The sequence below is a fragment of the Lentzea aerocolonigenes genome, assembly GCF_000974445.1.
GTDB classification, from domain to species: Bacteria; Actinomycetota; Actinomycetes; order Mycobacteriales; family Pseudonocardiaceae; genus Lentzea; species Lentzea aerocolonigenes.
On sequence record NZ_BBOJ01000039.1, the window covers coordinates 19,297 to 33,654 of the forward strand.

Sequence of the window (14,358 nt, forward strand, 5' to 3'; positions counted from 1 at the left end):
CGGGGACAACTGTCTGTTCGTGCTCGCAGGTCATCTCTGCCACTCCTGGCGACTCAGAGGACCTGACGGATCTGGGCGAAGTGGCAGGCGGCCTCGTGGTCGAGGGCCTGCACCTCGCGCGGCGGTTCGAGCTCGATGCACGTGCGCTGCTTCTCGGGAGGCAGCGAGGCGTGCAGGAAGCACCGGGTGCGGAACCGGCAGCCGGACGGCGGGTTCGCCGGGCTCGGCAGGTCGCCGGTGAGCAGGATCCGCTCCCGCTGACGTTCCTTCGCGGGGTCGGGAATCGGGATCGCCGACAGCAGCGCCTGCGTGTACGGGTGGCGCGGCGCCTCGAACACCGAGTCCACGTCGCCGATCTCGACGATCTTCCCGAGGTACATCACGGCCACCCGGTCCGCGATGTGGCGGACGACCGAGAGGTCGTGCGCCACGAACAGGTAGGCCAGTCCGAGGCTCGACTTCAGTTCCTCCAGCAGGTTGATGACACCGGCCTGGATGGAGACGTCGAGCGCGGACACCGGTTCGTCGAGCACGACGAGCTTCGGTTCCAGCGCGAGCGCCCGCGCGATGCCGATGCGCTGGCGCTGACCACCGGAGAACTCGCCGGGATACCGCGACAGCTGCTCGGGGCGCAGCCCGACGAGCCGCATCAGCTCGGGCACCCGCCGGTTGATCTCGTCCTTGCCGTAGCCGTGCACCTGCATCGGCTCCGCGATCACGTCGTGGATCGTCAGCCGCGGGTCCAGCGACGCCATCGGGTCCTGGAACACCACCGACATGTCGCGGCGGATCGCCTTGCGGCGCTTGGCGTCCAGCTCGGACACGTTCGTGCCGAGGACGGAGATCTCGCCGCCCATCGGCTTCTCCAGGCCGAGGATCTCCATCAGCGTCGTGGTCTTGCCGCAGCCCGACTCGCCGACGAGGCCGAGGGTCTCGCCCTCGCGGATGTCGAACGTGATGCCGTCCACGGCGTGCACGGTGCCGACGCGGCGCTTGAACACCACGCCCTTGTTGACCGGGTACTCCTTGACCAGCGCGTCGAGCCCGAGCACGACCCGGCGCTCCTCGCGCGGCACCTTGGCGATCTCGGCGGCCTCGACGACCTCGGCGCCGAAGATCTCCGCGGCCGCCTCGGCGCCCTCGGTGTCGGTCGCCGCGATCTCACCGGTGCGGATGCACGCGGCGTGGTGCTCGGCCGAGCCGTCCACGTTGATCAGCGGCGGTTCCGCGGTGTGGCACGCGTCGACGACCATCGGGCACCGCGGCGCGAACGGGCAGCCGGGCGGCAGGTCGGTCAGCGACGGCGGCTGGCCGGTGATCGGCACCAGCGCCTGCTTCTCGCCCACGTCGAGGCGCGGGATCGACCCGAGCAGGCCGAGCGTGTACGGCATGCGGGGCTGCGAGTAGATGTCGTCGACCTTGCCGGTCTCGACCGCGCGGCCCGCGTACATGACCATCAGCCGGTCCGCGAACCCGGCGACGACGCCGAGGTCGTGGGTGATGATCACGATGCCGGCGCCGGTGACCTCCTGCGCGGTCTCCAGCAACTGCAGCACCTGGGCCTGCACCGTCACGTCGAGCGCCGTGGTGGGCTCGTCGGCGATGATCAGGTCCGGGTCGTTGGCGATCGCCATCGCGATCACCGCGCGCTGCCGCATGCCGCCGGAGAACTCGTGCGGGAACGCCTTGGCGCGTTCGGCGGCGTTCGGGATGCCGACGAGGTCGAGCAGCTCGGCCGCGCGCTTGGCGGCGGCGGCCTTGGACACGGAGCCCTTGCGGTGCACCAGGATCGCCTCGGCGATCTGGTCGCCGACGGTGTAGACGGGCGTGAGCGCGGACAGCGGGTCCTGGAACACCATCGAGATGCGCCGGCCGCGGATCTTCGACAGCTCCGCGTCGCTGCGTCCGATGAGCTCACGGCCCTGGAACTTGATGGAACCGCTGATGCGCGCCGACGGCGGCAGCAGGCCCATGACGGCGAGCGACGACACGGACTTGCCGGAGCCGGACTCGCCGACGATGCCGAGCACCTCGCCGGGCGAGACCTCGTAGCTCAGCCCGCGCACGGCGTGCACGCGGCCCGCCTCGCTCGGGAACGACACCTGGAGGTCTTCGACCTGCAGAACCGGCCCTTCGACCACCGGGTCGGCCGGCGAGTCGAACAGGATCTCCGAACTGGTCATCAGGCGGCCTTCTCCTCGGTGTCCTTCTTCTCCCGCTTGCGCACGCGCGTGGAGGTGGGGTCGAGCGCGTCGCGGAGCCCGTCACCGACCCAGTTGACCGCCAGCACGAACACGACGAGGAAGCCCGCCGGGAACAGGAACAGCCACGGGAAGGTGGTCGCGGACTCGGCGGCCGTGCCGATCAGGGTGCCGAGCGAGACGTCGGGTTGCTGGACGCCGAACCCGAAGTAGCTCAACCCCGTCTCGGCGAGCACGGCCGACCCGACGTTGATGGTGGCGTCGATGATCAGCAGTGACGCCATGTTGGGCACGATGTGCTTGGCGATGATGGTGCGTGCGGGCTGGCCCATGAACTTGGCCGCCTTCACGAACTCGCGTTCCTTGAGCGTCAGCGTCATGCCGCGCACGATGCGGGCGGTGATCATCCACTGGAACGCGGCCAGCATGAAGACCAGCAGCCACCACGACTCGCCGCGGAACAGCGGGCTCAGGATGGCGATGATCAGGAACGACGGCAGCACGAGCAGCAGGTCGACGATCCACATGAGCGCGCGGTCGGCGGCGCCCAGGAAGTAGCCGGCGGTCGCACCGACGACGGCGGCCACCAGGGTCGAGATCAGCGCCACGAGCAGGCCGATGATCAGCGACTTCTGCAGTCCGCGCATGACCAGCGCGAACATGTCGGTACCGATCTTGTCGGTGCCGAAGACGTGGTCGGCGTAGGGCGGCTGCAGAAACGCGGTGTAGTCCTGCTGGTCGTAGCTCCACGGGCTGAGCAGCGGCCCGACGAACGCCATCAGGTACAGCACCACGATCACGCTCAGGCCGACCAGGGCGAGGCGGTTGCGCACGAAGCGGATCAGCACCAGGCGGCCGCGCGTCATCGCCTTGTCCGGTTCGGGCGCGGCGTCGACAGGGCTTCCGGAGGCGGCGCCGGAGGTTCCCGCGGAGTCGCCCTCGTTGAGGATCACGGTCACGTCGTCGTCACCTTGCCTAGTTCACACGGATTCGGGGGTCGAGCGCGGCGTACAGCACGTCGGCCAGCCAGCCGGAGAACAGCACGCACACCGCCACGAAGAGGGTCACCGTCGCGGTCACGTTCGTGTCCTGCGTCGAGATGCCCTCGATCAGCCAGTGCCCCATGCCGAACCAGTTGAAGATCCGTTCCGTGAACGTGCCGCCGACGACGAGCAGGCCGAAGCCGAACGCGAACAGCGTCGCCATCGGGATCAGCGCCGTGCGCAGACCGTGCTTGAACAACGCCTGGCGGCGGGTGAGGCCCTTGGCCTGCGCGGTGCGCAGGAAGTCGCTGCCGAGCACGTCGAGCATCGACGAGCGCTGGTAGCGGCTGTAGTAGGCGATCTGCCCGAGCGCGATCGTCAGCGTCGGCACGATCAGGTGCTGCAGGCGGTCCCAGAGGTGCTCGAACCAGGTGCCCTGGAAGTTCGGCGTCGTCTCACCGACGAACAGCAGCACGTTCGTGCCGACCGCGTCGTTGATGTCCTGCGCGCCGATCTTCAGCAGGTTGCCCAGCACGAAAACGGGCGTGGACAACAACACGAAGCTGAACAGGGTCGCGAAGTAGTCGCTGAACTTGTACTGCCTGATCGCGCTCACCACGCCGAGCAGCACGCCGAAACCGATGCCGAGGGTGATACCGAGCAGGAACAGCCGCAGGCTCACGCCGACGCGGCGGCCGAGCTCGTCGGTGATCGGGCGTTCGGTGATCGTGTGGCCGAAGTCGCCGCGCACCACACCGCTCATCCACGTCACGAACCGCTGCGGGATCGGCTGGTCGAGGTGCAGGTCTTTCCGTTTCGCCTCGATCGTGGCGGCCGGAGGGGGTGGTTTGCGTTGTTCCAGCACCCCGATCGGGTCAAAAGTGACGGAGGCCAACGTGAACGCCAGGAACGTCGCCACAAGGGCGAGCACCACGTAGTTGACCAACCGTCGCAACAGAAATCCGGCCACCCGTGTTCAGTCCTCTCCCCGGTGGTTGCGATGTCGGCGCACTGGATTGCAGTGGACGAGGTGCAAGAGATTAACCGCCGTTCCGGCGGACCGCCGCCCACCCCTGGCAATGTGCAGGGGACCGCAGACCTGGCCATAGTCACCCAGACGTGACAAAAAGGCCGGGCGAACTGCCACTTCAACAGTTGACGCTAATCCAATTGTGTGTCCAAGCGTGACCATTGTGCGGCCAGATCGCCGTATTAACCGTGAAGTTCTGTTGCGTCTCGGATGGATGTGACGCATACGGGTGAATGCAATCACCGGAAGATGTGGGACAAGCAGCGCAATGTGATCCAAAAACGGGCATCACGCTGCGGAGCGCCTTGTGCGTGCGCTGTTACTGCATCGATCAGGTGCAGGTCAGGCCTCCGTCCAGCGGACCGGCAGCTGGGCCACTCCACCGACCAGCTGTTCCGCCCGGAGGGTGAGCTGCGCCACTTCGACGGCCAGCCCGAACATTTCGAACCGCGTCACGAGAGCCGTGAAGATCTCCGTCAGTTCGACCCGCGCGAGTGGTGCACCGATGCAGAACCGCGGACCGTGACCGAAAGTCAGGTGCGGGTTCTGCTCGCGGGGCGTGAACGCCGCCGGGTCGGGGAAACGGGTCTCGTCGCGGTTGGCCTGCTCGACGCCGAGCAGGACCAGGTCGCCGGACGGGATGTGCACGCCGTCGATGTCGATGTCGGCCATGGCGTAGCGGGGCATGCCGATGTCGTCGCTGCGCCGCGAGGCCGGCGAGCGGTGCCGGAGGATCTCCTCGACGACGTCCCCGACGCTGTCCGGGTTCTTCCTGAGCGCGTCCCACTGGCCGGGGTGCAGGCTCAGCAGCATGACGCCGCGGTCGATCACCGCGACCGTCGTCTCGTGGCCCGCGAACAGCAGACCGGCGCTGAGCTGCGCGATCGTGTCCTCCTGTCCGGGCGGGGTGCCTTCGACGAGACGGGTGATGACGTCGTCGCCCGGCTCCTTCTTCTTCCGTTCGACGAGCTCACCGGTGTAGGCCCAGAGGTTCGCGAAGCCCTCCTGGGACTTCTTCGGGTTGTTGAGCGTGCTCATCGCCTCCGACCAGAGCCGGAACGTCTCGCGGTCGGAGAAGGGGACGCCGAGCAGCTCGCAGATCACGAGCACGGGCAGCTTGAACGACACGGCCTCGTGGAAGTCGGCCGGCTGGGGCTGCGCGACGAGCTCGTCGAGGAGGGTCTCGGCGAGGTGCCGCACGCGAGGGCGCAACCGTTCCATGTTCCTGGCGGAGAACGACGGCGCGAGCATCCTGCGCATCCACGTGTGGCGCTCGTTCTCCTCCTGCGCGGTGCCCTGGCGCGGGCGGCCGAGCACCGCCGAGTCGATGAACTTCGGCGCGTTGTCCGGGTCGACGTGGCTGCGGCCCAGCCTGCGGTCGGCGAGCAGCGTCCTGATCTGGTCGTAGTCCGTGACCAGCCAGGCCTGGTCACCCGCGGGTGTTGGTACGCGCTTGATCGTCATCGGTCCCCCCTAGATCCGTCGTATGCGACGCGTCGCATCCAACGTACCTTCTCGCCTAAACTTCGCGCCATGGTCGATGCCTTCCACGACGCGGAAACCGTGATGGCGCACTTGCGCGCGTTGCGACAGGAGTTGCTGACGACGTCGATGGAACCGGCGGGAGACCAGGCCCGCAGCGGGTTGACCGCGCCCCAGATCGGGCTGATCCGCTCGCTGGTGGTCGAGGGGTCGGCGACGGTGACGGAGCTGGCGCGGCGGCTGAGCCTGTCGCACTCCACCACGTCCGGGATCGTGGACCGGCTGCAGGCGCGCGGGCTCGTGACGCGGGAGGTCGACCCGTCCGACCGCCGTTACACGCGGGTGCAGGTCACCGAGCCGGTGCAGAACTACACGCGGGAGATCTCGGAGGGTCCGTACGCACGGCTGACGTGCGTGCTGGCCGAGGCCTCCCCCGCGGAACGCAAGGCCGTGCTGGACGGACTGGAGACGTTGCGGGCGTTGCTGGCTAGGTGACCTGCCACAGCCGGCCACCCGCGATCAGGAAGACCTGGTCGCCGGCCTTCTCCGCTGCCGTCACCTCGCCCTTCGGGCCGTTCGCCGGACGCTCTTCCTTCTCGGACACCGCCTTGACGCCGTCGTGGTCGACGAAGAGCGTCGGAACCCCGTTGACGGGAACGGGCGCGGCGAGCTTCGCGTCGTCGCCGACCGGGACCTCCGGGGTGGTCAGCTTCTTCCACTCCGGACCCGACCACCAGGCGAGCTTTCCCTTGCTGCGGCCGACGACGTGGCACGTGCCGTCCCAGCAGCGGGCGGCCAGCGCGGCGTCGCCGTCCGGGAGGGTCGCGGTGGTCCAGGTCGTGCCGTCGAACTGCCAGACGGCCGCGCTGACCGCGCCCTTCGCGATCTGCCAGCCGACGACGAGCGCGCCGTCGCCGTTCGGCGTGACCGCGAGCGGGAAGCGCAGGAGCTCCTGCGAGCTCTCCAGGACGGTGCCGGCCGACGGCTGACGGGTCCACGTCTCGGCGGCGTAGGTCCACACCGCGATGTCGAGCCCCGCCTTGTCGCTCTGCCAGGTACCGATGATCAACGGCCCCTGCTTCGTGCGGACCGGGCCGATCAGCTCGCCCGCGCCGTAGCCGCCGAACGTGCTGAACGCCTGCGTCTTCTCGGTGATCTGGCGGGTGTCACCGGTCCAGGCGCTCCACCGGACGTTGCCGTGCGCGCCGCCGCGTTCGCCACCGACACCGGTGATCGTGGTGCCGTCGGAGGTGATCCCGTACCAGTGCGCTTCCTTGCCGTACGGGGTGGTCGGGATCAGCTTGGAGTTGGCGAGGGCGCCGTTCTCGCCGCGCACGACCAGCTCCGGGTGATCGACCGGGCGGGTGCCGACCAGGAGCTGGTTGCCGTGGGTGGCGAGCGTTTCCGGAGTCGCCGAGAGGTCGACCGCGGCGAAGGTGGGCGAGTCGCCCCCGCCGGTCGGCGCGCAACCGGTGAGGACCAGCAAAACCGCGAGCGTCAGCCTCCGCATGCGGGAAAGTATGACCACATGCGCCCCGAGCCCGGTCAGGTTCTGCACTTCTCCGAAGATCCTTCGATCACCCGGTTCGTCCCGCACCTCGCGGCGACCGCGCAACAGCCCGGCGAGTACGTGTGGGCGGTGGACGCGAGCCGCTCCCCCGACTACTGGTTCCCCCGCCAGTGCCCGCGGGTGATGGCGTGGACGATCTCCGGTTCGTCCGACGGAGATCGCGACCGGATCATCGGTCCCGGCTGCGGGACTCGGGTGCACGCGGTCGAGTACGGGTGGCTGGAGCGCATGCGGACCGTGGAGCTCTACGCCTACCGGTTCGACGCGGCACCGTTCCGGCCGTTCGGCGAGGACGGGGACGGGCGCGGGGTGGCGATGGTGGCGACCGAACCGGTCGTGCCGCTCGGACCGGCGGAACGGGTCGGTGATCTCTTCGCGCTGCACGAGCAGGCGGGGATCGCGCTGCGGGTGCTGCCGACCCTGTGGCCGTTCTGGGACGAGGTCACCGGCAGCACTCTCGAGTGGAGCGGCATCAGGCTGAGGAACGCTCAGCCTCGCTGACTGGAATGATCAGCCGCCATGCGGGTGCTGCTGGTGGAGGACGACGAGCCGATCGCGGAATCGCTCACGCGCGGGCTGTCCCGGTACGGGTTCGAGGTCCGGTGGGTGCGCACGGGCGCGGAGGCGCTCGCCGACGACGACGAGGCCGCCATCGTGCTGGTCGACCTCGGGCTGCCCGACATGGACGGCCTGGACGTCTGCCGCGAACTGCGGGCCCGCGGTGACGTGCCGATCATCGTGATCAGCGCGCGGTCCGACGAGGTCGACCGGGTGGTCGGGCTGGAGATCGGCGCCGACGACTACGTCACCAAACCGTTCGGCGTGCGGGAGGTCGTCGCCCGGATGCGCGCGGTGCTGCGGCGCGTGCAGCCGGCCAGGTCCGAACCGGCGCAGGAGCGCGGGCGGGTGCTCATCGACCGGCGCGGGCGGCGCGTGCACCTCGACGGCGCCGAGCTGGAGCTGACGCCGAAGGAGTTCGACCTGCTCTCGTTCCTGGCCGAGGAGCCGGGCGCGGTGTTCACCCGCGAGCAGATCATGGAGGCCGTGTGGGACGAGAACTGGTTCGGTCCCACCAAGACGCTGGACGTGCACGTGGGGGTGCTGCGCCGCAAGCTCGGTGACGCGGCGTCCCTGGAGACCGTGCGGGGCGTGGGATTCCGGCTGGTGCTCACGTGATCCGCCAACTCGTCTGGAGCTACGTGCTGCTGGTCGCGGTGGCGATCGCGGCGTTCACCGTGCCGGTGGCGTTCACGCTGAACAACCAGCTCTACGGCGACGCCGAGAACACCGCGCGCCGCGAGGCCGACACCGCCGCGCTGCTGCTCGCCTCCGGTGACACCCGGTCGTTGAACGCGCTCGTCGACGCCTACGAACAGCAGACGCCCGGCAAGATCGACGTGCTCGGGCCGGAGGTGCCGCCCGGCAAGGTCTGGGACTCCGAGGGCCTGAAGCTCACCGTGCGGGCCGCACGGCCGGACGGCACGATCGCCGGCGCGATCCGGCTGTCCTATCCGGACGACCCGATCATCGACCGGCTCTGGTACATCTGGGGGTTCCGCGCCGCGCTGGCGGTCGGCGTACTGGTCGTGGCGGCGTTCCTCGGGCTGTGGCTCGCGCGGAGGGTCACCCGGCCGTTGCGCGAGCTGAACGCGATGGCGGGACGGCTGCGCGACGGCGACCTGACCGCGCGGGCCGAGGAGACCGGGCCGCCGGAGACCCGCACGCTCGCGCGGACGCTGAACACCGCCACCGAGACGATCGGCACGCTGGTCGGCTCGCAGCGGGCGTTCATCGGCGACGCCTCGCACCAGCTGCGCACGCCGCTGACCGCGTTGCGGCTCTCGCTCGACAACGTGGCCGACGGCGTCGACGACCCGCACGTGCGTGAGGACGTCGAGATGGCGACGGCCGAGGTCGTGCGGATGTCCCGGCTGGTCAACGGCCTGCTCGCGCTGGCACGGGCCGAGGCGAACGTCGCCCACCCCGAACCGGTGCAGGTGCTCGACGTCGTCGCCGAGCGGTTCACCGCCTGGCGCGCCGCCGCCGACGAACGCTCGATCTCGCTGGTCAGCGAGGGGTTCGACATCCGCGTGCTCGCGACGCCGGGGCACCTGGAGCAGGTGCTGGACAACGTGCTGTCCAACGCGCTCGAGGTGTCCCCCGACGGCGGCACGATCCTGGTCCGCACCACCCGGCCCGGCCTGCTGGAGATCATCGACTCCGGGCCGGGCCTGCCCGACGCGGACCGCGCGCGGGCGTTCGACCGGTTCTGGCGCGGTCAGGGCCTGACCGGCAAGGGCGGGTCCGGCCTGGGCCTCGCGATCGTGAAGCAGCTCGTCACCGACGACGGCGGTTCGGTCGGCCTGGCCGCCGCGCCGGGTGGCGGGCTGTGCGTGCGGATCAGGCTTTCTCCGGCATAGCCGACGAGTGGTGGTTCACGATGAGCCACTTCCCGTCGATCTTCTCGTAGACGAACGTGTAGCGAGCGTCCACGGTGGTCGGCTTGCCGTCCTGGGTGAGCGCGAACCGGTACGTGCCCGCGTCGATCGCGTCGTCGGCGTCGAGGACGGCGACGTGCGAGTCGAGGATGGTGCCGCTCGGCTTGCTCTTCAGGAACTTCACGAAGTAGTCGACGATCTCGGCGCGGGTGGACCGCACCTGGTTGGACACCGTGGGCAGCAGGACCGCGTTCGGAGCGTAACGGTCGGCCACCTTCTCGGGGTCACCCGTCGCGAGGGCCGCGTTCCAGTCGGCGAACAACGCCTGGATCTGGGCGGCGGCCGGCTTCTCGTCGGTCTTGGGGGCCGTCTGCGCCGGGGCGCTGGAGCAACCGACAACGAGAGCGGCAACTCCTGCCAGGCCGGCGGCTCCCAGGATGCTCTTACGCAATGTCATCACCCATCCGTTCGTGTGGCTGTTGACCTCCACTTTCGGGTTAGGCGAGGAAGCGTTCGGACAGCTGATCTCCAGCGTTCGGACAAGCTTTCGGAAAGCCTGGTAAATGTGGACGTATGGGACTTCTCAGCGGAATGATGGGGAACGCGTCGAAACTCGACCCGAGGGCGGCCGCGAGCGAGTTCGGACGGCTTTTGGCGCAGGGGGAACAGATCCACGCGGCGTACCAGTTGGTGCGCGACTCGTTCCTGTTCACCGACCGGCGGTTGATCCTGGTCGACAAACAGGGCATGACCGGCAAGAAGGTCGAATACCACTCGGTGCCGTACAAGGCGATCACCCAGTTCTCGGTGGAGACGGCCGGTCACTTCGACCTGGACGCGGAACTGAAGATCTGGGTCTCGAGCAGCGACGTGCCGATCTCCAAGCAGTTCGGCAAGGGCGTCGACGTCTACGAGGTGCAGGCGCTGCTGGCGGCGTTCGTGGCGCGGTAGTCGTCGACGACGACCGGCGTGTGCGCGGTGGTGAGCCGGGGCTGCGAGGCCAGCACGACGACGATCTCGGCCAGCCCGAGGAGCAGCGCGGTGACGACGGTGCTGGTGTCCAGCAGGATGTTCAGCACGGTCAGGACGGCGGGCGCGACCCGGCTGCGGACCAGCACTCGCATGATGACGGTGGCGCAGCGGGTGGTGGACATTTCCGTTCCCTTCCAACGATTTCGCTCTCACAGATACGTCGAACCAGCACCCGCGGTTTCGACGTCCGAGCGCGAAAATCTGGGCTGCGCAACGAAAAATCCCCCGCAGGCACGTGGCCTGCGGGGGATTTCGCTTGCGGGGTCTAGCGAACCTGCAGCATCGGGCGGAACCGGTCGCGGTAGGCCCACGCCAGCCCGATCTCGGCGGCGACCACCACGACGGCGATGCCGATGCCCGACGGCTCCAGGAAGACGTGGAACAGCAGGATGTTCACGAGCATCGGTGCCAGCAACGCGAGCGCCAGCGGCACGAACCGGCCGGCGACAAGGAGGACACCGGCGACGAGCTGGACACCGGACGCCAGCTGCAGCATGTAGCCGGTGGCGTAGAGCGCGGCGCTGAACGCGACACCCGCGGGCGCGAGCGTGCTCGGGTCCGGCGCGGGCATGAAGTTCAGGAACCCGTTCAGGCCGGTCGTGGCGAAGAGCAGGCCGACGAGCACGCGGGTCACGATCGTGGCGTAGCGGCCGACAGCGATCTTGCGGGCGGCGGTGGCGGTGGCGGTCATGTCGTGTTCCTCCTGGGCTCTCGTGTCCTTCCACTGATGCGTCGAACGGCCACCGCACCGGATCGACACAACGCCCGGAAAAATCTTGAAAAACTTGTCCGCGCTGGTCAGGCGCGCGCCGCGCGGACGTACTCCGCGACCGGGCTGAGCTTGAGCCAGTCCGGCAGGCCGCGCACCACCCAGCGCGGGCCGGTCAGCTCGATCGTGCCCGCGCGCACGGCGTCGAGCAGCTCGAACTCCCCCTCCCACATCCGGTACAGCGTGGCGATGTCGGACGCCAGCACCGCGTCGACCTCCAGGCCGGGGTCGGTGTAGCAGATCGAGGCGTCACCGGGCTCGAGGACGAGCCAGAACGTGCGGCGCCGGTCGTTGATGCGGAACTCGATGTTCGCGCGGCGGCTCAGGGTGCCGGTGTCGATGCGGCCGTGCATCCACCACATGAGGACCTCGGGGTCGAGCTCGTCCGCGCGCGGGTCGCCGAACGCGTACCGGGCGCCCCAGTCGGCGAGGCCGAACACCAACGGGCGCAACGCCTGTCCCGCCGGCGTCAGGGTGTAGCCGTCGCCGGTGCGCTGGACGAGACCGGCGCCGGCGAGCTGCCGCAACCGCCGGGACAGCAGGGCGCGCGAGAGTCCGGGCAGGCCGCGGGAGATCTCGTTGAAGCGCGAGGCACCGACGAGCATGTCCCGCACGATCAGCAACGTCCACCGGTCGCCCAGCACCTCGACGGCGCGGACGATCGGGCAGTACTGCGCATACGTCCTCACAGGGGAAGTTTCCGCCGCCGCGGGGCTTTCGTTACCGCCGCCCGGTTCACTTTCAGAACTACCTGCGGGGCTTGCGCGTTCTTACGTTCATCGCATGACAACTCTTGAAACACCCCGAGTGACCAGCACGTTCCCGACCGTCACCAGAGACGACGACGCCAGGTTCGTGGACCTGGCCGCCCGCATCGGCGCGATCGCCGCGGCCCACGCCCCCGAACACGACCGCGACGCCACGTTCGTGAGCGAGGCTTACGAGGCCATGCGCGAGGAGGGCTACCTGGCGTTGGCCGTACCCGAGGAGCTGGGCGGTCTCGGCGCCACGATGCGCCAGGTCTGTTACGCGCAGGCAGAGCTCGCCCGGCACGACGGCGCGACCGCGCTGGCCGTCACCATGCACCTGTACCTGACGCTGATGCAGGGCTACCGGCGCCGCAAGGGCGCACCGGACGCGGAGGGCATCCTGCGGCGCGTGGCCGCGGAAGGCCTGGTCATCGCCACCAGCGGCGGGTCGGACTGGCTGTGGCCGACGACGACCGCGACGCCGGTGGACGGCGGGTTCCTGGTGTCGGGGCGCAAGACGTTCTGCAGCCAGTCGCCGCGGGCGAACGTCGTGGCCACGTCGGCCGTGCTGGGCGAGGAGGTCCTGCACTTCAGCGCACCGTTGAACGCCGACGGCGTGCGCATCGAGGAAACGTGGGACACGCTCGGCATGCGCGGCACCGCGAGCCACGACGTCGTGCTGGAGGACGTGTTCATCCCGGCCGAGAAGATCGCGGCACGCCGGCCGTACGGGGAGTTCGGCGCGCCCCTGTTCGCGGCGGTCGTCCACTTCGCGCCGGTGTGCGGCGCGACGTACTTCGGCATCGCGGCCGGTGCGCGGGACGTGGCGGTGCGGTCGACGTCGAAGAACGCCGTGCGGCAGATCGGGTTGATGGACTACAAGCTGCGCACCGCGTGGTGGTCGCTGATGGGATCGATCGAGGAGCTCGGCGAGGACTACACGGCGGGCGCCGAGGCGACCACCACGGTGATGCTCGCGAAGCGCCAGGCCGTCGTGGAGGCCGTCGAGGTCGTGAACATCGCGATGGAGGTCCTGGGTGGACGGTCGTTCTTCAAGCGGTCACCGCTGGAACGCGCCTACCGCGACGTGCGCGCCGGAACGTTCCACCCGCTCACGCCGGAAGCCACACTCGTGTACGCGGGCAAGGTGGCGCAGGGTGATCCGGGAGTAACGGAATAGCTTCAAGTTGTAGGCCTGCCAAGGCTTTGCGAGGATTGCGGCCCGCTACTTCGAAGGAGCGATTCCGGTGGCCACTCGCCTCAACCCGTACCTGCGCTTCAACGGTGACGCTCGGCAAGCGATGGAGTTCTACCAGAGCGTTCTCGGCGGCACCCTCAACATGAACACGTTCGCCGAGTTCGGCATGCAGGACTCGCCTCAGGCGGACCAGATCATGCACGCCCAGCTGGAGACCGACCAGGGCTACACGATCATGGCCTCCGACACGCCGCCCGGCATGTCCTACAACCCCGGCGACACCATGACCATCTCCCTGTCGGGTGACGACGAGGTGCTCAGGACGTACTTCGAGGCGCTCGCCGACGGCGGCAAGATCGGTACCCCGCTGGAGAAGCAGATGTGGGGCGACGAGTACGGCGATCTCACCGACAAGTACGGCATCAACTGGATGGTGAACATCGGCGCGCCGCGCTGACGACGCTCCGGCGGGGCCGCTGTGGTGGCCCCGCCCGCCGCGTTGTCGCATCATGTGGACCATGAGCGAGCGTCTGCGCGGCGTGGTCGACCAACTCGCGATCCGCTCGGACGAGCGGGTGCTGGAGATCGGCTGCGGGCAGGGCGTGGCCGCCACGATGGTGTGCCAGCTGCTGTCCACCGGCACGCTCACCGCGATCGACCGCTCGACGAAGATGGTCGAGGCCGCGACCCGCCGCAACGCCCCGTACGTGGCCACCGGCAAGGCAGAGTTCCTCATCGCGTCGCTGGAGGACATGAACCTCGGCGACCGCAGGTTCGACCTGGTCTTCGCGGTGCGCGTCGGGCTGTTCCACCGCGAACCCGAACGGGCTCACGCGCTGTTGCGCCCGTGGCTGGCACCGGGCGCACGCGTGCTGTCGTTCTTCGACGTGCCCGTTTAGGGACGCG

General features: G+C 69.1%; 17 protein-coding genes. 8 read left to right on the plus strand and 9 right to left on the minus strand.

Annotated features, from left to right (window positions below; all coding sequences use genetic code 11):
- Positions 1-53 precede the first annotated feature (53 nt).
- From AOM45_RS46625 to AOM45_RS46640, 4 genes are all read right to left on the minus strand, one after another.
- Positions 54-2,183, minus strand: coding sequence for a dipeptide ABC transporter ATP-binding protein (locus AOM45_RS46625; RefSeq protein ID WP_030473397.1), 2,130 nt, complete (start codon positions 2,181-2,183; stop codon positions 54-56).
- On the minus strand, positions 2,183-3,160 hold the full coding sequence (locus AOM45_RS46630; RefSeq protein ID WP_201780197.1) for an ABC transporter permease: 978 nt from the start codon (positions 3,158-3,160) through the stop codon (positions 2,183-2,185). Before AOM45_RS46630 ends, AOM45_RS46625 begins: the two co-directional genes overlap by 1 nt.
- A 16-nt stretch (positions 3,161-3,176) precedes the next feature.
- Positions 3,177-4,139, minus strand: a complete 963-nt coding sequence (locus tag AOM45_RS46635; protein ID WP_236704087.1) for an ABC transporter permease — start codon at positions 4,137-4,139, stop codon at positions 3,177-3,179.
- Between the two features lie 417 nt (positions 4,140-4,556).
- Positions 4,557-5,678 carry a cytochrome P450 gene (locus tag AOM45_RS46640; protein ID WP_035913787.1) on the minus strand — a complete coding sequence of 374 codons (1,122 nt, stop codon included), beginning with the start codon at positions 5,676-5,678 and terminating at the stop codon, positions 4,557-4,559.
- Between the two features lie 69 nt (positions 5,679-5,747).
- Between AOM45_RS46640 and AOM45_RS46645 the strand changes: the two genes are divergently transcribed.
- On the plus strand, positions 5,748-6,191 hold the full coding sequence (locus tag AOM45_RS46645) for a MarR family winged helix-turn-helix transcriptional regulator (protein ID WP_051784721.1): 444 nt from the start codon (positions 5,748-5,750) through the stop codon (positions 6,189-6,191).
- Here AOM45_RS46645 and AOM45_RS46650 read toward each other — a convergent pair.
- A complete protein-coding gene (locus AOM45_RS46650; RefSeq protein ID WP_030473402.1) occupies positions 6,184-7,206 on the minus strand; it encodes a hypothetical protein in 1,023 nt (340 codons plus the stop codon). The genes AOM45_RS46645 and AOM45_RS46650 overlap by 8 nt on opposite strands.
- Positions 7,207-7,224: 18 nt before the next feature.
- Here AOM45_RS46650 and AOM45_RS46655 point away from each other — a divergent pair, with 18 nt between their 5' ends.
- From AOM45_RS46655 to AOM45_RS46665, 3 genes are read left to right on the plus strand one after another with little or no spacing between them, the layout of a single operon-like run.
- Positions 7,225-7,767: a DUF6886 family protein gene (locus AOM45_RS46655; RefSeq protein WP_030473403.1), complete on the plus strand. Its 543-nt coding sequence runs from the start codon at positions 7,225-7,227 to the stop codon at positions 7,765-7,767.
- A gap of 18 nt (positions 7,768-7,785) precedes the next feature.
- Positions 7,786-8,442, plus strand: a complete 657-nt coding sequence (locus AOM45_RS46660) for a response regulator transcription factor (protein ID WP_030473404.1) — start codon at positions 7,786-7,788, stop codon at positions 8,440-8,442.
- Entirely contained in the window at positions 8,439-9,686 is a 1,248-nt protein-coding gene (locus AOM45_RS46665) for a sensor histidine kinase (protein ID WP_030473405.1), read from the plus strand. The genes AOM45_RS46660 and AOM45_RS46665 overlap by 4 nt, the downstream gene beginning before the upstream one ends.
- On the opposite strand, the gene AOM45_RS46670 is transcribed toward AOM45_RS46665, so the two are convergent.
- Positions 9,667-10,161 (minus strand): SgcJ/EcaC family oxidoreductase, encoded by a 495-nt coding sequence (locus AOM45_RS46670; protein WP_030473406.1) that lies wholly within the window; start codon positions 10,159-10,161, stop codon positions 9,667-9,669. The genes AOM45_RS46665 and AOM45_RS46670 overlap by 20 nt on opposite strands.
- 116 nt (positions 10,162-10,277) lie before the next feature.
- Between AOM45_RS46670 and AOM45_RS46675 the strand changes: the two genes are divergently transcribed.
- A complete protein-coding gene (locus AOM45_RS46675; protein ID WP_030473407.1) occupies positions 10,278-10,655 on the plus strand; it encodes a PH domain-containing protein in 378 nt (125 codons plus the stop codon).
- Here AOM45_RS46675 and AOM45_RS46680 read toward each other — a convergent pair.
- The 3 genes from AOM45_RS46680 to AOM45_RS46690 all read right to left on the minus strand — a co-directional run bounded on the left by AOM45_RS46680 (position 10,613) and on the right by AOM45_RS46690 (position 12,194).
- A complete protein-coding gene (locus AOM45_RS46680) occupies positions 10,613-10,858 on the minus strand; it encodes a hypothetical protein (RefSeq protein ID WP_030473408.1) in 246 nt (81 codons plus the stop codon). The genes AOM45_RS46675 and AOM45_RS46680 overlap by 43 nt on opposite strands.
- 143 nt (positions 10,859-11,001) lie before the next feature.
- On the minus strand, positions 11,002-11,427 hold the full coding sequence (locus AOM45_RS46685) for a DoxX family membrane protein (protein ID WP_030473409.1): 426 nt from the start codon (positions 11,425-11,427) through the stop codon (positions 11,002-11,004).
- Positions 11,428-11,534: 107 nt separating this feature from the next.
- Positions 11,535-12,194: a winged helix-turn-helix transcriptional regulator gene (locus tag AOM45_RS46690; protein WP_030473410.1), complete on the minus strand. Its 660-nt coding sequence runs from the start codon at positions 12,192-12,194 to the stop codon at positions 11,535-11,537.
- Between the two features lie 94 nt (positions 12,195-12,288).
- On the opposite strand from AOM45_RS46690, the gene AOM45_RS46695 reads away from it, so the two are divergent.
- From AOM45_RS46695 to AOM45_RS46705, 3 genes are all read left to right on the plus strand, one after another.
- Positions 12,289-13,434, plus strand: a complete 1,146-nt coding sequence (locus AOM45_RS46695; RefSeq protein WP_063757199.1) for an acyl-CoA dehydrogenase family protein — start codon at positions 12,289-12,291, stop codon at positions 13,432-13,434.
- Between the two features lie 67 nt (positions 13,435-13,501).
- Positions 13,502-13,909: a VOC family protein gene (locus AOM45_RS46700; protein WP_030473412.1), complete on the plus strand. Its 408-nt coding sequence runs from the start codon at positions 13,502-13,504 to the stop codon at positions 13,907-13,909.
- A gap of 61 nt (positions 13,910-13,970) precedes the next feature.
- Positions 13,971-14,351, plus strand: a complete 381-nt coding sequence (locus AOM45_RS46705; protein WP_030473413.1) for a class I SAM-dependent methyltransferase — start codon at positions 13,971-13,973, stop codon at positions 14,349-14,351.
- Positions 14,352-14,358 lie beyond the last annotated feature (7 nt).